Annotated in this window: 24 protein-coding genes; 7 read left to right on the forward strand and 17 right to left on the reverse strand. The window is 64.9% G+C overall.

Going from position 1 to position 21,540, the window contains the following annotated elements; genetic code table 11:
- Positions 1 to 120: 120 nt before the first annotated feature.
- From C479_RS05190 to C479_RS05215, 6 genes are read right to left on the reverse strand one after another with little or no spacing between them, the layout of a single operon-like run.
- Positions 121 to 903, reverse strand: a complete 783-nt coding sequence (locus C479_RS05190) for a 5-formyltetrahydrofolate cyclo-ligase (RefSeq protein WP_007698909.1) — start codon at positions 901 to 903, stop codon at positions 121 to 123.
- A gap of 24 nt (positions 904 to 927) precedes the next feature.
- Positions 928 to 1,698 carry a molybdopterin-binding protein gene (locus C479_RS05195; RefSeq protein ID WP_007698910.1) on the reverse strand — a complete coding sequence of 257 codons (771 nt, stop codon included), beginning with the start codon at positions 1,696 to 1,698 and terminating at the stop codon, positions 928 to 930.
- A gap of 48 nt (positions 1,699 to 1,746) precedes the next feature.
- A complete protein-coding gene (locus tag C479_RS05200) occupies positions 1,747 to 2,049 on the reverse strand; it encodes a transcriptional regulator (protein ID WP_007698911.1) in 303 nt (100 codons plus the stop codon).
- 2 nt (positions 2,050 to 2,051) lie between these two features.
- Positions 2,052 to 2,726, reverse strand: coding sequence for a hypothetical protein (locus C479_RS05205; protein WP_007698912.1), 675 nt, complete (start codon positions 2,724 to 2,726; stop codon positions 2,052 to 2,054).
- The gene (locus C479_RS05210) at positions 2,723 to 3,610 is read right to left on the reverse strand and encodes an ABC transporter ATP-binding protein (protein WP_241430161.1); all 888 of its coding nucleotides are present in this window, start codon (positions 3,608 to 3,610) and stop codon (positions 2,723 to 2,725) included. Before C479_RS05210 ends, C479_RS05205 begins: the two co-directional genes overlap by 4 nt.
- On the reverse strand, positions 3,607 to 4,437 hold the full coding sequence (locus tag C479_RS05215) for a hypothetical protein (RefSeq protein WP_007698914.1): 831 nt from the start codon (positions 4,435 to 4,437) through the stop codon (positions 3,607 to 3,609). The genes C479_RS05210 and C479_RS05215 overlap by 4 nt, the downstream gene beginning before the upstream one ends.
- 389 nt (positions 4,438 to 4,826) lie before the next feature.
- Between C479_RS05215 and C479_RS05220 the strand changes: the two genes are divergently transcribed.
- Positions 4,827 to 5,867 (forward strand): zinc-binding dehydrogenase, encoded by a 1,041-nt coding sequence (locus C479_RS05220; protein ID WP_007698916.1) that lies wholly within the window; start codon positions 4,827 to 4,829, stop codon positions 5,865 to 5,867.
- Between the two features lie 96 nt (positions 5,868 to 5,963).
- Positions 5,964 to 6,272 (forward strand): hypothetical protein, encoded by a 309-nt coding sequence (locus C479_RS05225; protein ID WP_007698919.1) that lies wholly within the window; start codon positions 5,964 to 5,966, stop codon positions 6,270 to 6,272.
- Positions 6,273 to 6,290: 18 nt separating this feature from the next.
- Here C479_RS05225 and C479_RS05230 read toward each other — a convergent pair whose 3' ends face one another.
- From C479_RS05230 to C479_RS05240, 3 genes are all read right to left on the reverse strand, one after another.
- Positions 6,291 to 6,593 (reverse strand): DUF7853 family protein, encoded by a 303-nt coding sequence (locus C479_RS05230; protein WP_007698922.1) that lies wholly within the window; start codon positions 6,591 to 6,593, stop codon positions 6,291 to 6,293.
- A gap of 274 nt (positions 6,594 to 6,867) precedes the next feature.
- Positions 6,868 to 7,428: an NUDIX hydrolase gene (locus tag C479_RS05235; protein ID WP_007698925.1), complete on the reverse strand. Its 561-nt coding sequence runs from the start codon at positions 7,426 to 7,428 to the stop codon at positions 6,868 to 6,870.
- A 111-nt stretch (positions 7,429 to 7,539) separates the two neighbouring features.
- On the reverse strand, positions 7,540 to 8,460 hold the full coding sequence (locus C479_RS05240; protein WP_007698928.1) for a diacylglycerol/lipid kinase family protein: 921 nt from the start codon (positions 8,458 to 8,460) through the stop codon (positions 7,540 to 7,542).
- A 56-nt stretch (positions 8,461 to 8,516) separates the two neighbouring features.
- Between C479_RS05240 and C479_RS05245 the strand changes: the two genes are divergently transcribed.
- Positions 8,517 to 9,311, forward strand: coding sequence for a PHP domain-containing protein (locus C479_RS05245; RefSeq protein ID WP_007698933.1), 795 nt, complete (start codon positions 8,517 to 8,519; stop codon positions 9,309 to 9,311).
- A gap of 57 nt (positions 9,312 to 9,368) precedes the next feature.
- Here C479_RS05245 and C479_RS05250 read toward each other — a convergent pair whose 3' ends face one another.
- Entirely contained in the window at positions 9,369 to 9,782 is a 414-nt protein-coding gene (locus C479_RS05250; protein WP_007698935.1) for an Lrp/AsnC family transcriptional regulator, read from the reverse strand.
- A 102-nt stretch (positions 9,783 to 9,884) separates the two neighbouring features.
- Here C479_RS05250 and carA point away from each other — a divergent pair, with 102 nt between their 5' ends.
- Positions 9,885 to 10,961, forward strand: coding sequence for a glutamine-hydrolyzing carbamoyl-phosphate synthase small subunit (carA, locus tag C479_RS05255; protein WP_007698936.1), 1,077 nt, complete (start codon positions 9,885 to 9,887; stop codon positions 10,959 to 10,961).
- A 94-nt stretch (positions 10,962 to 11,055) separates the two neighbouring features.
- On the opposite strand, the gene C479_RS05260 is transcribed toward carA, so the two are convergent.
- The 4 genes from C479_RS05260 to C479_RS15780 all read right to left on the reverse strand — a co-directional run bounded on the left by C479_RS05260 (position 11,056) and on the right by C479_RS15780 (position 15,110).
- Positions 11,056 to 11,634, reverse strand: a complete 579-nt coding sequence (locus tag C479_RS05260) for a hypothetical protein (RefSeq protein WP_007698938.1) — start codon at positions 11,632 to 11,634, stop codon at positions 11,056 to 11,058.
- Between the two features lie 1,581 nt (positions 11,635 to 13,215).
- The gene (locus C479_RS05270; RefSeq protein WP_007698941.1) at positions 13,216 to 13,545 is read right to left on the reverse strand and encodes a VOC family protein; all 330 of its coding nucleotides are present in this window, start codon (positions 13,543 to 13,545) and stop codon (positions 13,216 to 13,218) included.
- On the reverse strand, positions 13,538 to 14,503 hold the full coding sequence (locus C479_RS05275) for an NADP-dependent oxidoreductase (protein ID WP_007698945.1): 966 nt from the start codon (positions 14,501 to 14,503) through the stop codon (positions 13,538 to 13,540). The genes C479_RS05270 and C479_RS05275 overlap by 8 nt, the downstream gene beginning before the upstream one ends.
- Positions 14,504 to 14,513: 10 nt before the next feature.
- The gene (locus tag C479_RS15780; protein ID WP_007698947.1) at positions 14,514 to 15,110 is read right to left on the reverse strand and encodes an NADPH-dependent FMN reductase; all 597 of its coding nucleotides are present in this window, start codon (positions 15,108 to 15,110) and stop codon (positions 14,514 to 14,516) included.
- A gap of 428 nt (positions 15,111 to 15,538) precedes the next feature.
- On the opposite strand from C479_RS15780, the gene C479_RS05280 reads away from it, so the two are divergent.
- Entirely contained in the window at positions 15,539 to 15,805 is a 267-nt protein-coding gene (locus C479_RS05280; protein WP_007698949.1) for an acyl-CoA thioester hydrolase/BAAT C-terminal domain-containing protein, read from the forward strand.
- 274 nt (positions 15,806 to 16,079) lie between these two features.
- Here C479_RS05280 and purH read toward each other — a convergent pair whose 3' ends face one another.
- On the reverse strand, positions 16,080 to 17,729 hold the full coding sequence (gene purH, locus C479_RS05285) for a bifunctional phosphoribosylaminoimidazolecarboxamide formyltransferase/IMP cyclohydrolase (RefSeq protein ID WP_007698952.1): 1,650 nt from the start codon (positions 17,727 to 17,729) through the stop codon (positions 16,080 to 16,082).
- A gap of 176 nt (positions 17,730 to 17,905) precedes the next feature.
- On the opposite strand from purH, the gene purB reads away from it, so the two are divergent.
- Together purB and C479_RS16365 are read left to right on the forward strand one after the other, a co-directional pair.
- A complete protein-coding gene (gene purB / locus C479_RS05290) occupies positions 17,906 to 19,294 on the forward strand; it encodes an adenylosuccinate lyase (protein ID WP_007698956.1) in 1,389 nt (462 codons plus the stop codon).
- A gap of 64 nt (positions 19,295 to 19,358) precedes the next feature.
- Positions 19,359 to 19,502 (forward strand): hypothetical protein, encoded by a 144-nt coding sequence (locus tag C479_RS16365; RefSeq protein WP_015299957.1) that lies wholly within the window; start codon positions 19,359 to 19,361, stop codon positions 19,500 to 19,502.
- Between the two features lie 17 nt (positions 19,503 to 19,519).
- On the opposite strand, the gene C479_RS05295 is transcribed toward C479_RS16365, so the two are convergent.
- Both C479_RS05295 and C479_RS05300 read right to left on the reverse strand, forming a co-directional pair.
- Positions 19,520 to 19,987 carry a hypothetical protein gene (locus tag C479_RS05295; protein ID WP_007698958.1) on the reverse strand — a complete coding sequence of 156 codons (468 nt, stop codon included), beginning with the start codon at positions 19,985 to 19,987 and terminating at the stop codon, positions 19,520 to 19,522.
- Between the two features lie 130 nt (positions 19,988 to 20,117).
- On the reverse strand, positions 20,118 to 21,446 hold the full coding sequence (locus tag C479_RS05300) for a M28 family peptidase (protein ID WP_007698960.1): 1,329 nt from the start codon (positions 21,444 to 21,446) through the stop codon (positions 20,118 to 20,120).
- Positions 21,447 to 21,540 lie beyond the last annotated feature (94 nt).

Raw genomic sequence — 21,540 nt, forward strand, 5'->3', positions numbered from 1 at the left:
CCACCACAGCACCGTTCAGCAGTGCCACGTCGTCCGGGCCGGGCCTAGCACCTCCCGGCTCCGGACTCGTTTTTCATCAAAACCTGCCGCGTTGTACAGAGACACCTCTGAGTCGGGCCGTCACGGCTGTAGTTGCGAGAGAACGGGGATCTCCTCGATCCGATCGGCGGAGAGGCGATCCCAGTCGAGGCCGTCGGGACGGGAGACCGTCTCCGGTCGAACGGTCCGGTCCGGGGTGACGAGCAGGGAGAGACCGACGTCGTGGGGAGCTGCGTCGATCGCGTCGACCAGTTGCCGCTCGTGGACGGTGGTCGCGACGGGCGTGTCGGCGTCGACGCAGTCGTGTTCGACGAGGATGGCGTACTCGAGATCGCTGTATCCCTCGCCCTTGCCGATCCGGTCGCCAGCCGTCGTGACGGCGACGCTGCCGGAGACGATGAGATCGATCCCGGGGAGCGAGTCGACCGTCACTGGGGTTCCGTACTCGGAGATTCCCGAGACGGTCGTCGCCGCGTCGTAGTCGTCGATTACCGCCGGATCGAGTTCGAGGAACGGCGCGTCGGATCGAAGCCGCGGGACGGCCACGAGGAGGCGTTTTCCGTCCCGTAGGGCCCGCCTACGGACGGGTAATTGCGGCGCGTCGGGGTTGGCCTTGATCGTCGCCGCGTCTCGCCACTCCGGCTGGTCGGCCAGCCGCGCCGCCGCCTCCGACGCGCCGGCGACGTTCGGAATCCGGCCGTGAGGCGGAAACGGAAAGCGCGCCACTCCCTCGGCCTCGAGGGCGTCCCAGACGCACTCCCGAATGGCGTCTTTCTCCGGCGCCCGGTCCCCGTCGACGTCAGCCGACGTCTCTGAGGCCTCGTCACCATCGTCGGTCGCCGAATCGGTCGTGTCGGATGGCATGTCTGAAACGGTCGCCGGCCGGGACTACGTGTGTTCCGCATCGTCGTCGGAGCCCGCAGCCGGCGGACTCGCGAGCGAGACCACACGTGGCAGCTGGGGAGCGACGAGTTCCGACATGGCGAACGTCGCCGTGTCCACGTCGGCGGGGAGACAGAAGACCGGGACACCCGCGATGACACCGGCGAGCGGACGCACACTCAGGACGTCCGTCCCGACGCGCTCGGCGACTCGGGTCGTAAACAGCGTCTCGAACGCGGACAGTTCGGCGTCTAGCAACTGGCCAACGGCCCCGACGGTCGCGTCGTCGGGCTCGATGCCGATCCCACCGGCCGTGAGGACGACGTCGACGTCGTCGCGGTCGGCCAGCCGCGACACCGTCGCCTGCACGGTATCGAAGTCCCCTGCGACCCGTTCCCGTATTGCGATCTCGTGCTCGATCCCGTCGATCGAGGCCGCGAGTGCAGCCAGCACGTCCGTCGCTTCGGTCGGCGCTTCGTCCGTCACCTCGTTTACGTCCTTCTCCGTCACCTCGTTCACGTCCTCGTCCGTCTCCGTGTTCTGCTCCGAGTCCGTCTCCCCGTCCGATTCCTCGGTCGCCTCTTCGCCCGTCAGACCGACGCCGATCGAAACCACGGCGACGCCGAGCACCGCTTCGGCGTCCGCGACCCGAGACTGACCGTCGGTCCCAGGTTCGTTCCCATCAGTCCCCGGCCCGGCCCCATCGGCCCCCGATGCGGTTCCGTCAGACTCCGACACGGACCCATCTGTCCCAGGTCCGGCCTCGTCGCCGTCCATACGCCCGACTAGACCGGTGGAACCTTTATGGCTTGGTCGCGGGTCAGATCACGCCGAGCCGTCGTCGGAATCGATCTGGTCGATGAGCGACTCGAGCGACTCGATGTGAGATTCGAACAGCGCTTCCCCACGGTCGGTCAGTTCGTACGTCGTCCGAGGTTTGCGGTCGACGAACGTCTTCTCGACGGTCACGCAGTCGGCGTCTTCCATCCGCTCGATGTGGCTGGCGAGGTTCCCCTCCGTGAGGTCGAGCGCGGACGCCAGCGCGGAGAACGTCGTCTCGCCGTTCGCGTAAAGGTGGGTGAAGATTTGCAACCGGGTCGGCTGGTGGACGAGTTTGTCGAGTTCCATCGTTAGCGACGGGCGAGGACGACGTACGCGACGACGCAGTACAGGCCGTAAGCGAGGCCGAGAGTCGCGAACGACCAGTCTTCTATGGCCGGGATCCACGGCAGTGCGGCCGAGACGGCCAGCAGCCAGAACCCGCCGACGTAGAACGCGTACTGGTCGGCCGCCCTGATGTCGTAGGCGCCCAGCAGCTGACCCATATAAACGAAGGCGACGCCCATCACGATGCCGGCACCGACCCAGATCAGCGGCGTCTCGGCGATACCCTCGACGCTGCTTTGAACCGGCCAGAATCCGACGATCCAGGCCAGAAGGCCGGCGTAGACGCCGACGTGCCAGCGTCCCCAGCCGGGCACGCCGGTCGTGGGTTCCTCGTAGGAGCGCTGGACGCGAGAGAGGACGTACTGGTGGCCACCGAAGACGGCGATCAGTCCGACGATGACGGGAATCGAAAAGCCGTACACGAAGCCCACGTTGAACAGCGTGAATCCGAGCGCGACGCCGACGCCCTCGACAAGCCACCAGCGCCACCAGTAGGGGGCGGACTCGTGGAGGCCGACGGCCCGTTTGATCTGATCAAGTTCCTCGTGAAGCGCCGCCGGATCAGGTCCGTCGTCGCTCGCGGGGTCGGTCGCGGACGACGGTTCCGATCGATCGGCGTTGTGGTTCGAGTCGGTCATGGATCGTGGGCCGTCGTCGGAACCACTCGCGTGTAATACGTAAAGAGATCGGTGTACGTCGGCCGATCGACCAGTGAGACAGCCGACGGCAGCGACGATGCGACGCCGGCAGGTGCCGTCTCACCGTCCGCATCCGGAAGGAAAGCACGAACCGCGCCGTCGGCCGGATACACTTCGTCGGCGAGGGCGAGTTCGCTCAGCGCATCGGCGTTCGAGAGGCGCGTCTCGACGACCGTCGGAACGTCGTCGAAGAGCGTCTCGGGCGTGCCGGTCGCGACGACGCGTCCGTCGGCGACGAACGCGATCCGGTCGGCGAGGTCGGCGTCCATCGGCTGGTGACTCGAGAGCACGATCGTCCGCCCCGCGTCGCGTTTTTCCCGCAGGAGTTGATGGACCACCTGGATCGTGGAGAGGTCGAGCGCCGCTGTGGGCTCGTCCAAGAGGTACAGCGGGACGTCGATGGCGAGTGCGATCGTGAGTTCGAGCTTGCGTGTCATTCCGCCGGAGTAGTCCTCGACGCGCTTGTCGAGCGCGTCCAGGCCGAGTCGGTCGGCGTAGCGTTGCCAGTCGTCGGTGAACGCCGGATGGAGTCGCTCGAAGTAGCGGACGTTCTCCCGGCCGGTGAGTCGCTCCGAACACAGCGCGTCCTGCAAGAGGAAGCTGGTCGTGTCGGAGCGGTCTGTCGGATCCGCCCCGAAGACCGTCACGTCGCCACCCGACGGGTGCGTGCTCCCGGCGAGGCAGGTGAACAGCACCGACTTGCCGACGCCGTTCGGGCCCATCACGGCGAGCACCTCGCCCTCATCGACGGTCAGATCGACGCCCGAGAGAACGGGCCCGTCGTCGAAGGACTTCGACAGGTTCGTCACCTCGATGCAGCTCACGGCCACCACCCTCGTTCGTAGAGGATGCGGTTCGTGACGACCGTCCCCGCGACGAGGACGACGATCGCGTACGCGACCAGCAGGAGGACGTACTCCGGCCCGACAGGCGGCCCCGGCGGTCCCAGCCCCGCTTCGGCCCACTCACCCGTCGGGACGAGGTGGTAGATCAACAGGCGCGTCGAGAGGGTGTTCGGCAGGTAATTCAACACCTCTCCCTGCAGGGGCGAGATCGCGACGTTCGCACCGTTGAATCCGGTGAGCATGTACCCGAGGACGGCGATCATCGGCACCCCGTACTCCGCGAGGCGCTCGTTCGCCGCCGTCGCGATGACGGGGAGGGCGACGAGCATCCAGAAGAGGCAGGTGACGACGAACGCGAGCACCACGACGGGAATCGACGCGAGGCTCCGGAGCGCGAAGGTACCCCCGGTCACGACGCCGGCGACGAGTGTCAGGGCGAAGGCGACGGCGGCGAGGGCCCCGGCGGCGACCATCCGACCGGTCAGGTCGGCCGAGGCCGCGATCGGCATTGACCGATAGGCTTCGTATCGTCGGTCCTCCAGGTCGCCGGCGAGCAGGTATCCGAAGGCGTACAGACAGACGTAGATGGCCCCGAACATCCCCGTTCCGATGGCGGCGCTCGCGATCATCGCGGCCGACATCTCCTCCCAGAGCGAACCGTAGAAGAGCTGCATCCCGGCCGCCGTGCCGACGAGTGTCAGAAGCATGGTCGTGCCCGTCGAGAGCTCGCGTAGACAGCGTTCTGCGAACGCGCGGACCTGACTCGCCCAGACGGCCGTCCCGGCGTCGGGCGTCGGTGCCGACACCCTCACCTCTGACGTTGGGGCTCCGTTCGACTGCGCGGACGGACCGGTTCTAGTCGTGGAGTCGGCGTCCGGCGCCCCGACGCCACCGTCGGTCGCGATCGGCCGAGAATCGGTGCTTTCGAGCCGTTGTGTCGCTTCTTTCCCCCTGGACGGTCCCTGGTCGCGGGGAGTACGTCGTCCCATTGTCACTCGGCGTACACTGCAGTCAGCGAGTACAAAATACTTTCCTTAAGATTGTACTTTGTGTCGCAAACCAACCGCAATTCGCTCCGAAGCCGGGATCGGTTCGCCGACAGAATAGCCGGGACCGAAGAGTCGGAACGATTCGATTCGCCGTCGACGCTCCCGACATACCAATCGTTATCCCGATTCTCGTCCATCGGGCAGACATGGACGCAGTCACCTTCAGCGCTCACGGCGATCGGGATGTTATCGAGTACGGCGAGTACCCCGACCCGACGGTCGGCGACGACGAGGTACTCGTCGACGTGAAGGCCGGCGCGCTCAACCACCTCGACGTGTGGACGCGGGGCGGCCTCCCGACGATCGATCTCGAGTTACCACACGTGCCGGGAAGCGACGGCGCGGGCGTCGTCGAGGCCGTCGGCGACGACGTCACACGGTTCGATGTCGGCGACCGGGTGGCGGTCACGGCGGGCGTCAGTTGCGGCGAGTGCGAGTTCTGTCGCGACGGCGATCCGACGCGCTGTGTCTCCTATCACATCCTCGGCGAGCACGTCCCCGGCGTCCACGCGGAGAAGGCGGCGGTCCCCGAGGACAACCTGATCCCCGTCCCCGACGGCGTCGACTGGACCGTCGCCGGCTCGACGAGTCTCGTCTTCCAGACGGCCTGGCGGATGCTCGTCGACCGGGCGGACCTCGGACCCTCGGAATCCATCCTGGTCCTCGGTGCGAGCGGCGGCGTGGGCCACGCGGCGGTCCAGATCGCCGATTACGTCGGCGCCGAGGTGTACGCGACCGGTTCGACGGAGGCCAAACTCGAGGCCGCTCGTGACTATGGCGCCGATCACGTCTGCAACTACGAGGACGCAAACTTCGCCGACTGGATCCGCGCCGAGACCGGCAAGCGCGGCGTCGACGTCGTCGTCGACCACGTCGGCGCGGCCACCTGGCGCGACTCGATCAAGAGCCTGGCGAAGGGCGGCCGGCTGGTCACCTGCGGCGGGACGAGTGGACCGAATCCCGAGACGGACATTCCACGGATCTTCTGGAACCAGCTCCAGATCATCGGGTCGACGATGGCGACGCCCGGGCAGGTCGACGACGTCATGGAACTCGTCTGGGACGGCACCTTCGAGCCGGCGATCCGCGAGGTGCTCCCGATGAGCGAGACCGCCCGCGCACACGAACTGCTCGAAGAACGCGAGGGGTTCGGCAAGGTCGTCGTCGTCCCCGACAGTGAATACTGAGAGAGTCGCCAGGGCGTCCCACGCGCGGGGACGAACGGCCACGTCGCGCCGGCGGAAAACGGAGTGCACTTATCCGATCGAGCGAAACGATCGCACATGAGCGACGACCAGGGGTACGTTCACGATCCGGCGGCGTTCGACGAGGATGGTGATCGAACCGACGGCGCATCCGAGGAGTCGGACGACACACTCACCGGTGTTCATCCCACCTCCATCGACCGGACGTTCGACTGGCGTGGCTGGGTACTCGTCGGAATCATCGCACTGGCCTTCATCGTCGCCCCTGCCGGCATCTACCTGTTTCCGCCCGGGGCCGAGGGCTACCGATTCGCGCTCATCCTCCTGCCGCTCTTTCCGGCACTGCTGCTCGCATCGGGTGCCGTGTGGGCGACGACGCGCCCGTGAGGGCGTCGCACCGTCTCTCTACGGATAAATAGTCGGAAGCTCGTCGATGAGCGCCGCCGCGACCCGTTCGTCGTCGGCCGGCGTCTCGGTGTCCTCGACGTAGTCAGCGAGGAGTCGCTGGAGCTCCGCGGCCTGTCGACCTGTAATCGAATCCGCACCGGTCTCGAGCCGTTCGAAGAGGTCGACGAGCCATTCCGGCGGTTGCGATCCCGCGTCGAGCGACTCGTCGACCTGTGTGACGACCCGGTGGTGGGCGATCCACGCTTGTTCCCTGGTGAAATCAACGTCGTACGTCTTCGCTTTGCTCGGACTGGAACTCATGTGGGAACGGAGCCGGACACCGGCTCACACGTCGTACGTACGAAAGTCGCCCTCATAAACCTTGTTGCTTGTTACCACGCCCCCAGAAGTGGCGACGTGAGGGCTCACTTCGGAACAGCGAATCCGTCCGACAACCAGTCCCCCTAACCAGGATCGAGAGAGTAAATGACAACCACGTCGACCGGCGTCGATCACACTGGAGAAACGGACAGTAATTCAACGCGGCGGTGTACGGTCGGCCTTCGAGACCACCACCGTCCCGCACCAGTTGGCCTCAGTCGTCGCGCTGCATCGCAATTTCGAACCAGGGGCAGAGTCGGAGTTGTCGATACCACTCCGGATGATCCTGTAGTCGGTCGTAGGGCACCCACATGAGTCCCGCGACCTCCGACTCGTCCGGATCGAGTTCGCAGTCGTCGAGCGTGAGTTGCAGGACGGCACAGACCTCGTGTTCGAGCCCCGCGTTCTCGAAGTGGCGCCTGTACTCGAAGCGGTCGGTGAGTTCGACGTCGTCGTACTGCTCGGGCGTAATTCCCAGTTCCTCCTCCAGGCGCTCTCGCGTGGCGGCCTCCTGGCTCTGGCCTTCGACGGGATGCGAGGCGACGGTGCCGTCCCAGTAGGTCCCCCAGAGACGCTTCTCGGGAGCGCGCTGGGCCAGCAGGATGTTCCCGTCCCCGTCGAAGACGAGTGCGGTGAAGGCTCGGTGGCGGATACCGTCACCGGTGTGCGCCTCGAGTCGGTTGACCGGTCCCTGCTCGGTGTCGTTCTCGTCGACGGCGATAACGTCCTGGCCGGCATTCGGGTGCGGTTCGGCCGCGTCAGGATCGGTACTCATACACCCAACGTGGCGAAGGGAGCCCAAACCAGTATCGACTCGGTACGACGTGAGATGGAGTCACCGTGACAGAAACGGGTGAATAGTGGATAATAGCATCACTGATGTGACTCAGTCCGCGTCCGGATCGGGACGGTAGCCGTCGCCAACCAGGACTGAAAACGAATCGGATGCGGCGTCCAGTTCCAGGCGCTCGGCAGCGAGCAATTCGCCGTCGAGACTGTATTCGACCGGTCGTTCGTCACAGGCGATGCGGACCGAGGGCGTCCGATGGCGGACGATCGACTCGCCGTCGCGATCGAACAGACGGCCCAGTGCCGCCTCGCCGACGAGTTCGGACGGCGGCGCCCGCTCGATGACGACCACCTCGAACAGGCCGTCCTCGACGTTCGCCTGAGCCGTCCGCGTGCCCGAGAACCGGCGTGCGTTGCCGACGAACACGAACAGCGCCTCGCCGTGCCAGTCGGGACCGTCGGTGACCCCGCCACCAACGTCGACTGACAGCGGCGGGGCGTCGAACGAGGCGACCTGTTCGAGCGTGTTGACGACGTAGGCGAGGACGCCGAGCGAGGCCTTCTGTTCCGAGGACGTCTCCGTGCTCGCCTGGGCGGTGACGCCGCCCACACAGGAGTTGACGAACACGCGGTCGTTCGCGAGGCCGAGATCCAGGGCCCGTCGACGACCACCGTCGACGACGTCGAACGCGTCCGCGATCCCCTCGACGCCGATGTTCGCTGCGAAGTTGTTCCCGGTTCCGGCCGGGACGACGGCGAGCGTCGTCGAATCCAGTGCCGACCCCTCCACGATCCCGTTCGCCACCTCGTTCACCGTCCCGTCGCCCCCGGCGGCGACGAGCAGGTCCGCGTCGGCGGCTTCCTCGCGGGCAAATCGGCGCGCGTCGCCCGCTTGCTCGGTCAGTCGCATCTCCAGTCCGCGCTCACCGGCGCGTTCGACGACGGAATCGACGTGATCGCCGCTTCCACTTTCGGGATTCACCACGACGACCCCTCGATCGAACCCGGTAGCTGCCATGAGAGTCTCACACGCGGAGAAAGTGCAAAAGTCCCTGGCCAGCATACTACCCTGACGTGTACGCCGTCGACCTCCATACGCACACGCGATTCTTCCACGGGCGCCGAGCGCTCGGCGACCGATTCGACCCCGTCGGTCACCGCTTGCTCACCTACAGTGCCGCCGGACGGGGACTCGACGGGCTCGCGACGACCAACCACGACTACTACACGCCGTTTTCGGTGGGCCGGGTCGTGACTATCCCGGGGATCGAGATCTCGACCGATCGGGGCCACGTCCTCGTCGTGGGACCGGATCCGCCGTCGGAGACCACCCCTGGGGCACTGACGCCCGCCGAGGCGGTGGAACTGGCCCACGACCGCGACTGTGCCGCGATCGTCGCCCACCCGTTTCGCAACAGCACCGTCCGCGAGGTCGACGACGTGGCCTTCGACGCCATCGAGGTCAACGGGAAGCACCCGCGATCGCTCCCGCTGGTCGAGAAACTGGCCGAGACGTGGGACCTCCCGCTCGTCGGCGGGAGCGACGCCCACTATCCGTTCGAAGTCGGTCGCGCGTACACGCGGATCGACGCCCCGGAACTCAGCCCGGACGCGGTGGTCGAGGCGATCCGGGACGGCCGCGTCGAGTATCGGATCGACCGCGGCCCACTGGACCGATTCGTCCGGCGACTCTATCGGCGCGTCCACGAGCGAAAAGGCGTCACCCGTGCGTTCGAGCGCCTCGACACCGGACCGACGCCAGGCGTGGGGACGCCGCCGGAAGAACCGACGACCGAATCGACAACAGCGTCGGCGGATGGAGACGGTGACGCGGGATCGTCCTCCAACGGCGAGGATCGGTCCCAGTGAGCGACCGATCACCGCCAGTGGGCGGAAACGTACCTGCCCCAGTCGAGAACAGCGTGCTCAGCCGCGCTGTTCGTCGAGAATCAGGCGGGTCTTCGTGTCGACGACCTCGTCTTGCTCCCGTGCGCGCGTGATGAGGCTATTGATGCCGCGCGTGTCGGCCGCGTCGACCACGAGAACGATGTCGTCCTCGCCGGAGACCTGCCAGGCGTAGTCGACCTCGTCCCACTCGGCCATCCGTGCGGTCGTCTCGCGGGCGTCGACGTCGACGGCGACACCGATCTCGAGCATCGCTTTCACGTTTCCTGTGCGCGTGGCGACGGTGAAGCGCTCGATGACGCCGTCTTCGGTCATCCGATCGACGCGGTTTCGGACCGTTCCTTCGCTGGTCCCCACCGTCTCGGCGATCTCGGTGTAGGGCGTCCGCGCGTCTCGTCGCAAGACGGCGAGGATTTCTCGGTCGAGGTCGTCCATTGAGATGCGACGATAGGGCGGGGCCGCACTTGATGATTACGAAAATCGTAATTCAGCTTCGAAGACAACATTTATAGCCGTGGCACGAGTTCGTATCTCGTAATGCCACCGGCCTACGTCGCACTGGAGGGCGGCCACGTGATCGAGGGGCGTGGACGTTCACCGGGTACGGCTCGCGGGGAACTGGTTTTCACGACAGCCTACACGGGATACGAGGAGAGTCTGACGGATCCATCGTACGAAGAACAGATCCTGACGTTCTCCTACCCGCTCATCGGGAACTACGGCGTCCGCGAGGAGCGCCTCGAATCCGAGCGCGTCCACCCGCGGGCCGTCCTCGCACGCGAGTTGACCGACGATGTCGCCGACTGGCTCGCCGCGGAAGGCGTGCCGGCCGTCGACCACCTCGACACCCGTGACGTCGTCACCGACATCCGCGACGGCGGCGCAATGAAGTGCGGGATCGCCGTCGGGAAAGCCGCGACACCCGAGGACGCCCTGGCCGAACTCGATCGCTGCGTGGGCATGAGCGATCACACCGAGATCGGCGCCCAGGTCAGCGTCGAGTCGACCGAGGTCTACGGCGCCGAGAACGACGGCGAGACGATCGCCCTCGTCGACTGCGGCGTCAAGTTCTCGATGATCGAATCGTTCGTCGAGCGCGGCGCGACCGTCCACGTCCTCCCTCACGACGCGACGCCGGCCGACGTTCGCGACGTCGACCCCGACATCCTGTTCATCTCGAACGGTCCCGGCGATCCGGAAAACTACGGCGAAGCCGTCTCGCTCGTGCAGGACCTCGTCGACGAGTACCCCGTCGCCGGCATCTGTCTCGGCCAGCAGATCGTCTCCCTCGCCCTAGGCGGCACGACCGAGAAGATGGCGTTCGGCCACCGCGGCGTCAACCAGCCCGTCATCGACCTCGAGTCGGGCCGCGTCGTCATGACCACGCAAAACCACGGCTACACGGTCGACGACCCCGGCCCGCGCCTCGAAGTCGCCCAGCGCAACGTCAACGACGAGACGCCGGAAGGCCTCACCGGCGTCGACTGTGACGTCATCACTCGCCAGTACCACCCCGAAGCCAACCCCGGCCCCGAAGACACCCTCGACTTCTTCGACGAAGTCCTCTCGATGACCGACGCACCCTCATCGCGCGCGATCCCCTGCGACGACTGACGCAACACGCACAGCGCACCAATCGCAGCAGGTTTCTTCTCCGTAGGTCGAATCGAAGTACCCGTCGAGCGCACCAGCCGAGCGAGCGTCGTGGCTACCGAACGTCCGGCGCCGTGACCCGTCGCGTCTCGTCTCCATCGACGAGGACGGCGACTGGGAGGACGAACGCATCGCGCAACTGCACCGCCATCGTCGTCGGCTCGGTGTCGGCCGGACAGCGACACACGACCTGTTCGGCGGGGCCATCGACGGGAGTGATCGCCGCCACCTCGATGTCGAGTGCGTTCGCGATCGCGTCGCGAGCCGTCGGACCAGGGGGATCGGGGACGATCAACGACTCGTCTCCGAGTTCCCACGCCACCCTGGCGCTGTCCAGCGTCGCGCGATGGGAAACCAGGTCCCGCGCCTCCGCCGCCGACGCCGACGACGGCAGGTGCTCGGTCAACACGCCCGGCGTCGACGCGAGCAGGTAGCGGATCGCCGCGTCGACCGACGTCGTTTCGACGTCGAAGTACCGGTGCCCACGTTCCAGCGTGTAGAATCGAACCGAATCACCCTCGTCGACAAGAAAGACGCCGTCTCCGGCACCCGGCGTGGTCGATACCCAGGACAAGCAATCGGGAGAATCGATAGTACCGGCCGCCGCGTCGACGAAGTCTCGGAGCGTATTCATCGGTTGTCGCCTCAAGATACACGCTCCCGGATAAGTACACTTTCGCGTCTCCGACCCGAAGTCACGGCACACCGGCCGGTCGCCTGCTCAGAATCGCCGACGGTTCAGCGCCGGGTCCTCACCAGTCGATGCGAAGGGGCCTCGAAGGCAGCCTTCGCGAGAGTGTCGACGGCGAACGAGCGAAAGCGGAATACTCAGTACAACCACGGTCGATGGAGCGGACCGACGGTTTCACAGTATGACTACGCGAGGAGTGGGCAGCGCGGCAGGAACAGCGTCTACGCGAATATTGTCTGGGCCGGTTTCACTCGGTCCTCGACTCGTTCCATCGTGCCCAGTTTTCGTAATCGCTCTGGGCGTTCTTACAGAACGACGGTGAAGTGCCAGTAAACCAGCGTATCACGGACGCTGAGCGGATCGTTCCCTCGGCCGTATAGCAGTCCGGATAGTCGCGGTCTGCGGGATTGAGCGTGATCCACTCTTCGTCGTTTAGCTTCCCCGAAATGGTGAATTGGGCCGGTTCGTCCGGCCAGACACGCTCTACTGCCACACCGGGCTGCCTGTCCTGGTCAGGTCGATCCGGCGGGATATCGTACGTGCGATCGAGAATCCGTTCGCCCTCCCAGTCGAGGCGGATAGCAACTGTATGAGCAGCCCCTTCACCGTTAGCAATACCAATATTCGCAAGCCGAGAGTCGGCAGTCTCGTCGTCGCTCGACAGGACAGAACAACCGCTTAGCAGCGCTATTGTGCTCGCGGAGAGGGCAGCGCGGCGGGGACAGGACATAATCGGATTATGGGTTGGCACGTTCACTCGGTCCTCGACTCGTTCCATCGCGACCAGCTATCGTAATCGCGCTGAGCGGTTTGACAGAAATCCTGGTTGAGGCCAACGAACCAGCGGACAGTCGATGCAGACATGATATAGCCATAGGGGGAGTAACAATCCGGGTAGTCGCGATCTGCCGGGTTCAGCGTGGTCCACGCTTCGTCGTTGAGCTTGCAGGAGACAGTAAACTGGCCCGGTTCGTCCGGCCAGACACGTTCTACTGACACACCGGGCTTCCTGGTTTGATCAGGTTGTTCGGCAGGGACTGTGTACGTACGATCGAGAATCCGTTCGCCCTCCCACTCGATACGACAGGCGAACGTGTGGGATGATTCTAGGTTGTTGGTGACGAGGATGTTGGCAAGTCGTGACTCACCAGCAGTATCTTCACTTGATAGTACCGAACAACCACCTAGCAGGGGGACTGCACTCGCAGAAAGGGCGGCGCGGCGGGCACATGGCATACACACATACTGTTCCCGCCTGCAAAATACCTAACTACTATACGAGACAGATAAATCTGAATGTGTCACCGCCAGGCATAATCGCTTAATTCCTAACGGGTCTTAACAAGTAGCAGACGTCACTTGGGTAGGTGAACTCATATTTCCCCACTCGATCGGTTCCTTGATTCTCGGCTTTACGCCGGCCAATTTCACACATCGGAAAGGGGTGTTCCCCCCTAGTTTGGTGGTGACCTCGAAAGAGTGACCAAACGGATCGGGAAGAATACCGAATACGCACTTCCGAAGTCAGTCACGTTTCGTGGCGCCCGCGTCGATATTTGGAATCTCCGCCAAGCGCTCCCGGAACCGCAGGAAGTTCTCCCCTGACGTTTCGAAGGCTATGCGTTGAAATCCGCCATTCCCGTTCGAAGGACCTCCTTTGAACAGGGCGAGCATCGTGTTGCCGTCGTCGCTGGACATCATCAGTGGATACGAACCCAGGTCTGCCCAGTGTTCGAACTCCTCGACGATCTCGAATCCCAGCGCCTCGTTGTGCCAGTCTGCCAACTCATAGCGGTCGGGTACCGACAGCTCGACGTGGTCAATACTACCAACCTGGAATCCGTCGTCAATCATCGGTTCCCTCCGTGATATCGACCACGAGCTTGCCACGAACGTGACCGTCTGCGTTCCTGTCAAGCGCGTTCTGTACCTCGAATAGTGGATACGTATCACTGACCAGGGGTGCAACGACTCCGGATTCGACGTGGGCGGCGACCTGCCGAAGCGCCACCGGATCCGAATCCATAATGACGTCGAAAAAGCGGACGGCAACATTGTACTCGTCGTGGTATCGTTCGACCGCCTTCTCCAAGGGCGGCTCCGGGAGCGTAACGACGACGCCCCCGGGCTGGACGACCTCGACCGACCGTTCGAGGACATCACCACCAACAGCATCGAGGACGAGATCAACGTCGTCCAGTACGTCTTCGAATCGTTCTTCTCGGTAGTTGATGAATTCGTCGACCCCCAGTTCGTGGAGGAACGCCTCGTTGCGGCCGGAGGCAGTTCCGATTACGTAAGCTCCCGTATTCGCCGCGAACTGGACGGCCATATGACCGACGCCACCAGCCGCTGCGTGGATGAGAACGTGTTGTCCGGAATCGAGGTTCCCTTCCTCGTAGAGTGCGTGGAAGGCAGTCTGTCCTGCCATGGGGACGCCCGCAGCTTCGAGATGAGAGAGCGACCCAGGCTTGGCCGTGATTTCGTCGCTCGTCACCGTGATGAATTCGGCGAATGCACCCCCGGAACCGGGAAGACGTGCCATTCCGCAGACGACATCGCCAGGAGCAAACTCGGTTACGTTGTTCCCAACCGATTCGACAACGCCCGACACGTCCCAGCCGGGAGTCCACGGTACCTCGCTGTCGAGCAAGTGTGGGAGCTGCCCGCGGCATGTGAGCCAGTCGATGGGGTTGATTCCAGCCGCGTGTACCCGAATGAGGAGTTCGTCCCGTTCTGGTTCGGGACGGGGGACATCGTCGTAGGCCAGTGCCTCGATACCATCGGTTTCTTGGAGCTGAATCGCTTTCATATGTTTTGGGTCAGTGGTTGGTTGTACAGTCAGTTGCTACGGCAGTCCGTGGGATCCTCTCCGGATATTCCGCTACACCAGCGTACAATGCGAGTTCGCGCCCGAGTCGGTGCGTCCGCTCGGCGATGCTCGAATCTTTGATTCGATTCTCGTCCACAAGTGAGGATGAATCAGGAATTGCGACCTCTGTTGGTAGCGCCCACGCGCGTAATGTCCGGCTGACCGTCCGGAGGTGAATGAGGGCTGACCCGGGGAACTCCCCAGCAGCGACCTCTAGTAGGCCGACAGTTGTTCCCGCGAACTCACCTCGACCGCAGTAATCGAGTGCGTTTTTCAATGCTCCCGAATAGGACCCGTGGTAATTTGGGGTACCGAGCAGGATGCTATCGGCCTGGTCAACGGTCTCTCGTAGATTTTTCGCGTCCGGCACGTTAGTATCCACGGCGTTCAGACTCGGCAACTCGTAGTTCCGAAGGTCAACAAGTTCGGTCGTTGCACCGGCTTCTTCGGACGCTGCTAGCGCCTCCTTCAGCGCGACCCGTGTCCGACTACTGTCACGCAAACTTCCACAGATTGCAACCACCCCTGGTTCGATTCGGGTTGACATAGCTCGTTCACACGTTTAGCCACTACAAAAAAACCTCCCAAATTGATATTTTGTAATGGCATTTACAAAAATTAGTTTTGGGGAGTGAAGCGGGATACCGGGTTTACCTGTCACAAATAGTTCAAAATTAAGAGAAGGTTTAGAACGCCTGGAAACGAGCACAAGATATGAACAGGCTGAAAACTGAAACTCGCCCAAGAATCGGAACACTGTCTCAGGCCTGCCAAGACGTTTTCACTGATTAGCAATGAGATTCGCGTAGAAATTTTTGGGCCACTGGCCCGCCGACGGGCGTGTGGTTGAGCAGACAGGTGAGACGATGACCGCGGACCGCCTGCTCGTGCCCGTCGCCAATCCCGAGACGGCCCTCGACATCGCGCAGAATCGTGCCTCGAACTGCTCGTCGTGTACGTGATCGACGTCCCTTCGTGACTGGCGGTGCGGACGCCATCTGGCCCGCCGACGAACTCGCAGGCGTCGCGATCGAGCGCCTCGACTCACACGATCACCCGTGGCCGTACGAAAATCGCGTCTACGCCGACGCCGGACACGCCATCCGGACTCCGTACCGATTCGACGGCGAGGAGCCCACGGCAGACCACCGGCTCGGCGGAACGATCGAGGCGAACGCGCGGGCATCCGCCGACGCCTGGCTCCTAGCGCTCGACTATCTCGACACTGGACTCGAGCGGTGAGGAACTGCGCGGCTCGCGGGTCGCTGTTCACGGCTCCCGTTGGTCGCCGTTCACTACCCGGGCCTCGCTATCACTCGGCCTCGCCATCCCTCCCCGCTCGCTTCTCCGAGGGTCTCGGCCTCCGACCCTCGCTGCTCGCGGGTCACATGCGTTCCCCGTTCGCGCTTCCGAGGCCTCACTTCGTTCGGCCTCGCACGCTCCGAATCGGGCTGCTCGCGGCTTCGCCGCTCGCCATTCCCGCGGTTCTCACTCGCTTCGCTCGTTCCGAACCGCGCTAATCGTGCTTGAACGACCGTTGCCCTGTAAAGGCCATCGCCATCCCGTGCTCGTCGGCGGCCGCGATCACGTCGTCGTCGTTGACCGATCCGCCGGGTTGCACGACAGCCTCGATGCCCGCCTTCGCGGCCTCCTCGATCCCGTCCGGGAACGGGAAGAAGGCGTCCGAGGCCATCACGGCGCCCTCAGCGTCCTTGCCCTCGGCGTGTTCGTCGGCCTTCATCGCGGCGAGGCGGACGGCGTCGACACGGGAGACCTGTCCCATCCCGACGCCGACCGTCTCGGTGCCGTCGGCGAAGAGGATACCGTTGGACTTGACGTGTTTCAGGGTCTGCCAGGCGAAGACCATCGTCTCCAACTCGTCGTCGGTCGGCTCGCGCTCGGTGACGACCTCGAGGTCGTCGACGGTGACCGACTGGAGGTCGCGCTCCTGAACGAGGCGGCCGCCGACGAGGGATTTTTCGGTAAAGTGGTCGGAGTGGACACCGTCGCCGGTATCGAATTCACCGACGTCGAGGACGCGCAGGTTGTCCTTCTCGAAGAGGACGTCGAGCGCATCGTCGGTGTAGCCCGGCGCGACGACGACTTCCTTGAAGGAGTCGATGATCTGTTCGGCGGTGGCGGCGTCGCACTCGCGGTTGAGCGCGACGATCCCGCCGAAGGCGCTCATCGGGTCCGTCGAGAGGGCGTTCTCGTAGGCTTCGGCGAGGGTATCGGCCGTGGCGCAGCCGGCCGGGTTGGTGTGCTTGATGACCGCCGCGGCAGGTTCGTCGAACTCCTTGATCAGGTTCAGCGCACCGTCGGCGTCGTTGTAGTTGTTGTACGACAGCGCCTTCGCGCCCTCGTTCAGCTGGTCGGCGTGGACCACGCTCGCCTCCTCGCAGGTCCGGTCGGCGTAGACGGCCGCGTCCTGGTGCGGGTTCTCGCCGTAACGGAGGGTATCGAGCTGGTCGTTCGAGACGAGGCGGCGGGCGGGGAGTCCGTCGTGGTCCGCGTCCGCGACCGTGGCCGCGTCGGCTTCGACGGTCACCTCGCCAGCCTCCACGTCGATATCGACTGCTCCCTCGGCGAACCACTCGATGGCACGCGGATACGCCCGGAACTCGCCCTCGTAGAGGACGCGCTCTTTGAGCGTCGCCTCGTCGTCGCCCTCGTAGATCGGCACCGGCTCCTGCGTCACGATCGGGCCGGCGTCGATCTCCTCCTCGATCACCGCGCCGTCGTCGTCCGTCGCGTCGGTGACAACGTGGACGGTACAGCCCGTCACCGAGACGCCGGCGTCGAGCGCGTCACCCCAGGCGTCCATGCCGGGGAACGCCGGCAGCAGCGAGGGGTGGACGTTCAGCGTCGTCGGCATCACGTCGAGGAAAGTCTCCGAGAGGATGCGCATGTAGCCGTCGAGACAGACGAGGTCGACGTCGTAGTTTGCGAGCGCGTCGAGGACTGCTTCCTCGTGCTCCTGTCGATCCATTCCGTCCGCCTGCGGAACGACCTCGGTCGGGATTCCGCGGTCGGCTGCCGCTTCCAGCACCGGCGCGTCCTCGGCGTTCGTGAGGATAACCGCGACCTCGGCGCCGCCCGGTTGCCGATCTGCGATGTTCAACAGGTTTCGCCCCCGATTGCCCGCCATGCCGGCGATGCGCGTCATGTGCGATACTCCGGCCACCCGAATCAAAGGGGTTCTGATTCGGCGGATGGACTGACACGAGTCACCACTGGGCGCCTGCCCAGCACCGACTGCGATCCGATCGGTCGCTGCTGCCAGTCGGCCCGACTGGTCGCCCAAACGATACGCTTTTTCGGGTTCGCGGGCGAGTCACGGGTATGACAACTGTGGATTCGCTGTATGCCGTCTCGCCGCTCGACGGGCGGTACGCCGGGCGAACCGAGCCCCTCCGACCCTACGCGAGCGAGGCGGGCCTGATGCAGGCACGCGTTCGCGTGGAGGTCGAGTACCTCCTCGCGCTCGCCGATCTCGAGGCGACGCCGCTTTCCATAGACGAGGAAACTCGAGTTACCCTCCGGGCGGCCTACGAGGAGTTCGACGCCGAGGACGCCGCCGTCGTCAAGCGAATCGAGACGACCGGGCACGGCCCGTTCGAGGCGACCAACCACGACGTCAAGGCCGTCGAGTACTTCCTCCGGCTCCGGCTCCCCGACGAACACGACGCCGTTCCGTGGATCCACTTCGGCCTGACCAGCGAGGACGTCAACAACCTCGCCCATCGGCTGAACGTGCGCGACGCCGTGCGCGAGGTCCTGCTCCCCGCCCTCGAAGACGTTCGCGAGGCCCTCGCCGACCAGGCCCGCGAGTACCGCGACCGACCGATGCTCGCTCGCACCCACGGCCAGCCCGCCACGCCGACCACCTTCGGCAAGGAGATGGCTGTCTACGCGAGCCGGCTCGACACCGCCATCGACCGCATTTCGGACGCGACCGATCGCCTGCGCGGGAAACTCGGCGGGGCGTCTGGCACCTACGCCGCTCACCACGCCGCCTACCCGGACGTCGACTGGCCCGCCTTTGCCCGAGCGTTCGTCACGGATCTCGGCCTCGACTTCGAACCCCTGACCACCCAGGTCAACCCCTGCGACGACCTCGCGGCGCTGTTCGACGCGTTCCGTGGCGCGAACCAGATCGTCCTCGATCTCGATCTCGACGACTGGCTCTACGTCTCCGACCGGTACCTCGGCCAGGAGGCCGCCGCGGGCGAGACGGGCTCCTCGACGATGCCCCACAAGGTGAACCCGATCGACTTCGAGAACTCGGAGGGCAACCTCTCGAAGGCCAACGCGGACCTCCAGTTCCTCGGTGAGTACGTAACCACCTCCCGCCTCCAGCGCGACCTCTCGGACTCCACGGTCAAGCGCAACATCGGGGCCGCCTTCGCTCACTGCCTGATCGGCTACACCAAGGTCGAAGACGGCCTCGCGAAGGTCACCCCGACCGAGCAGGTGATGGACGACGAACTCGCGAACACGCCCGAAGTCATCGGCGAGGCCGTCCAGACCATCCTCCGCCGGGAGGGCCGCGACGACGCCTACGAACAGGTCAAAGCACTCACTCGCGGGAAACGCGTCACCATCGAGGACTTCCGCGACCTCTTCGCCGACTTGGACGTCGACGAAGGCGTCCGCGAAGAGCTGCTGGCGCTGACCCCGGCCGGCTACACCGGCGTCGCGGCGGAGCTAGTCGACGAACTCGACGAGTAACCGCCAGACTCGATCCACCGTCGAATCAGCAACGCTTTGCCATCGGAACGCGAACGGCCCGGTAATGACCGGAGACGCCATCGCCGGCGCGTTCGCGACCCCGGCGTTGATCGATCAACTCTACCCCGAGATCGCGACGATCGCCATCTTTCTCGTCGCGATCGTGTGCATGATCGCGCTGGTGTACATCTCGATGACGTGGGACTGACCAGTCGCCGAGCCGATTCAACGCGGTCGCTTCGGCAGTTTCCTGACCGTTTCGTCGTTGAGGTTGCGCGCGAGCAGCGGGATGTCCGCCTCGTAGAGCCAGCGCGAGACGAGCGAGTGGTGGACGCCGCACTCGACCCCGATCCACCAGAGGGTCCGTTCCTCGTCGTGGAACAGTTCGCGGAGGCGCTCGTCGTCCGGCTTTCGATCGAGCAGTGAGCCGCCGAACGCGTCCGTGTCGTCGAGGTGGATCACGCCGCGGTGTTCGAGCAGGTACGCGATCAGGTACGCCGCGCCCTGATCGTCGAGCGTTCGTTCGTCGCCGAGGGTCTCTTTCCAGTCGTCGTAGACGACTTTGACCGCCTCGGCGGGCGAACGACCATCCAGATCGGGGGCGTCGCGCTGAACGAAGGGCTGGAGTTCCTCGCCGGGGACGCCGCGAACGGCGATCACGTCCGCCCAGGGGACCGACTCCGTGGAGTCCATACCCGGAATACGGGCCGAGACTGGTAAAGTTGTTAGGGTGTTGGCGGCGATTCGAGCCCCTCGCCGCGAGCCGCCACGGTGGTGGCGACGGTGACGGGGAGTGCGAACGAAAAGACTGAGGAACGGCCGATCAGGTGTCGTACGGCCAGTCGCCGATGATCTTCATTCCCTCGGCGAGGTTCGCGTCTTCCAGGTCGTCGGCGATGGTATCGGGGTCGTGGTGGGCCACCGAGAATTCGTCGTCAGCGAGCGAGACGGCGAGTTCCGTGAGGACGATCGCCTGTTCGCGGTGGTTTCGCCGGTCGAGTTTCTCGAACGTGTCGGCGAAGGTGTGGCCCCAGCCGCGGCCGCTGTCGCCCGTCTCGCTCATCATCATGTAGCCGGGGACGCCCCACTGGACGTAGGGCCAGTGGTCGCTGTGGGGCTGGGGCGTGGGATCGACCGAAGCTGGGTGGGAAAATTGCTCGCAGACGTCCTCGGCCAGGTCGGCCAGTTCGTCGAACCCGTTCGGATAGACCGCGAGATTCCGGCCCCTGGTGACGCCGTCGCTGTTGAGAATCGCTTTGACGGTGTCGTGGTCTCGCCGCTCGGCGTCGACAGCCGACCCGACGAGGCCGATCTCCTCGGAGCCGAAGGCGACGAACTCCACCCGGGTGTCGAGTTCGTCCTCGCGCGTCGCCAGGGCCTTCGCGATCTCGACGACCATCGCGGTGCCGGCGGCGTTGTCCATCGCCCCCTCGGCGATGTCGTGGGCGTCGACGTGGCTCGTCACGAGGACGCGCTCGTCGGTGTCGGGCCCGAGTTCCGCGTGGACGTTCTGACTCGTCGCGTCGTGGACGTCGGCGTCGACGGTGACGGTGACTGGCTCGCCCGTACCGTCCCCATCGCCGGCGAATCGCCGCGCGAGCCGCGACCCGACTTCCGAACTGATCCCGAGCGCCGGAACGTCGCCGATCGGGTCCTCGGGCGTCCCGACGCTCCCGGTCGGCGGCAGGCAACCCTCGACGTGATTCCGGTAGAGGAAGGCGTCGGCGCCCGCCTCGACGGCGTGATAGTACTTCTCCCGACGGTGGATGTACCGGTCGAAGGAGTCGGGGACGTCGCTTCGCGCCATCGCCACCTTTCCGTCGAGATCGGCGTCCGCGAAGTCCACGGGACGGCCGTAGCCGACGTCGACGAGCTCCGTGGTCACCGAGCCGGACGGACTCCGCGGGAGGGCGATACAGTCCTGGTCAGTTCCATCCGCCGTCAGGCTGCTCGATCCGCGCGTCCAGCCCTGGATGTCGAACGCCTCGAGTCGGGCGTTTCGTGCTCCCACCGCCGCGAGTGCGTCCCGGGTCAGTTCGGCGCCCTCGCGTTCACCCTCGCTCCCCGCCATCCGATTGCCGATATCGACTAGGTCTTCCAGTAACGACCAGCCGGCGTCACTCGTGTACGTCTCCGCGATCCACGCTGTCATGTGTGAGTTCGTGACGCGGGTGTGGGCCTAAGGGTTCGGGTTCCGGCACGCGGGCGACCGCCGCCGCAGTCCAGTTTGACCGGTAGTCACTTGT

The organism is Halovivax asiaticus JCM 14624 (assembly GCF_000337515.1).
In the GTDB taxonomy this organism is placed as follows: Archaea; Halobacteriota; Halobacteria; order Halobacteriales; family Natrialbaceae; genus Halovivax; species Halovivax asiaticus.

Coding starts and splice junctions, on each gene's coding strand:
- C479_RS05190 (WP_007698909.1), bottom strand. CDS start 903: ATGCCATCCGACACGACCGATTCGGCGACCGACGATGGTGACGAGGCC.
- C479_RS05195 (WP_007698910.1), bottom strand. CDS start 1,698: ATGGACGGCGACGAGGCCGGACCTGGGACAGATGGGTCCGTGTCGGAG.
- C479_RS05200 (WP_007698911.1), bottom strand. CDS start 2,049: ATGGAACTCGACAAACTCGTCCACCAGCCGACCCGGTTGCAAATCTTC.
- C479_RS05205 (WP_007698912.1), bottom strand. CDS start 2,726: ATGACCGACTCGAACCACAACGCCGATCGATCGGAACCGTCGTCCGCG.
- C479_RS05220 (WP_007698916.1), top strand. CDS start 4,827: ATGGACGCAGTCACCTTCAGCGCTCACGGCGATCGGGATGTTATCGAG.
- C479_RS05225 (WP_007698919.1), top strand. CDS start 5,964: ATGAGCGACGACCAGGGGTACGTTCACGATCCGGCGGCGTTCGACGAG.
- C479_RS05230 (WP_007698922.1), bottom strand. CDS start 6,593: ATGAGTTCCAGTCCGAGCAAAGCGAAGACGTACGACGTTGATTTCACC.
- C479_RS05235 (WP_007698925.1), bottom strand. CDS start 7,428: ATGAGTACCGATCCTGACGCGGCCGAACCGCACCCGAATGCCGGCCAG.
- C479_RS05240 (WP_007698928.1), bottom strand. CDS start 8,460: ATGGCAGCTACCGGGTTCGATCGAGGGGTCGTCGTGGTGAATCCCGAA.
- C479_RS05250 (WP_007698935.1), bottom strand. CDS start 9,782: ATGGACGACCTCGACCGAGAAATCCTCGCCGTCTTGCGACGAGACGCG.
- carA (WP_007698936.1), top strand. CDS start 9,885: ATGCCACCGGCCTACGTCGCACTGGAGGGCGGCCACGTGATCGAGGGG.
- C479_RS05260 (WP_007698938.1), bottom strand. CDS start 11,634: ATGAATACGCTCCGAGACTTCGTCGACGCGGCGGCCGGTACTATCGAT.
- C479_RS05270 (WP_007698941.1), bottom strand. CDS start 13,545: ATGATTGACGACGGATTCCAGGTTGGTAGTATTGACCACGTCGAGCTG.
- C479_RS05275 (WP_007698945.1), bottom strand. CDS start 14,503: ATGAAAGCGATTCAGCTCCAAGAAACCGATGGTATCGAGGCACTGGCC.
- C479_RS15780 (WP_007698947.1), bottom strand. CDS start 15,110: ATGTCAACCCGAATCGAACCAGGGGTGGTTGCAATCTGTGGAAGTTTG.
- purH (WP_007698952.1), bottom strand. CDS start 17,729: ATGACGCGCATCGCCGGCATGGCGGGCAATCGGGGGCGAAACCTGTTG.
- purB (WP_007698956.1), top strand. CDS start 17,906: ATGACAACTGTGGATTCGCTGTATGCCGTCTCGCCGCTCGACGGGCGG.
- C479_RS16365 (WP_015299957.1), top strand. CDS start 19,359: ATGACCGGAGACGCCATCGCCGGCGCGTTCGCGACCCCGGCGTTGATC.
- C479_RS05295 (WP_007698958.1), bottom strand. CDS start 19,987: ATGGACTCCACGGAGTCGGTCCCCTGGGCGGACGTGATCGCCGTTCGC.
- C479_RS05300 (WP_007698960.1), bottom strand. CDS start 21,446: ATGACAGCGTGGATCGCGGAGACGTACACGAGTGACGCCGGCTGGTCG.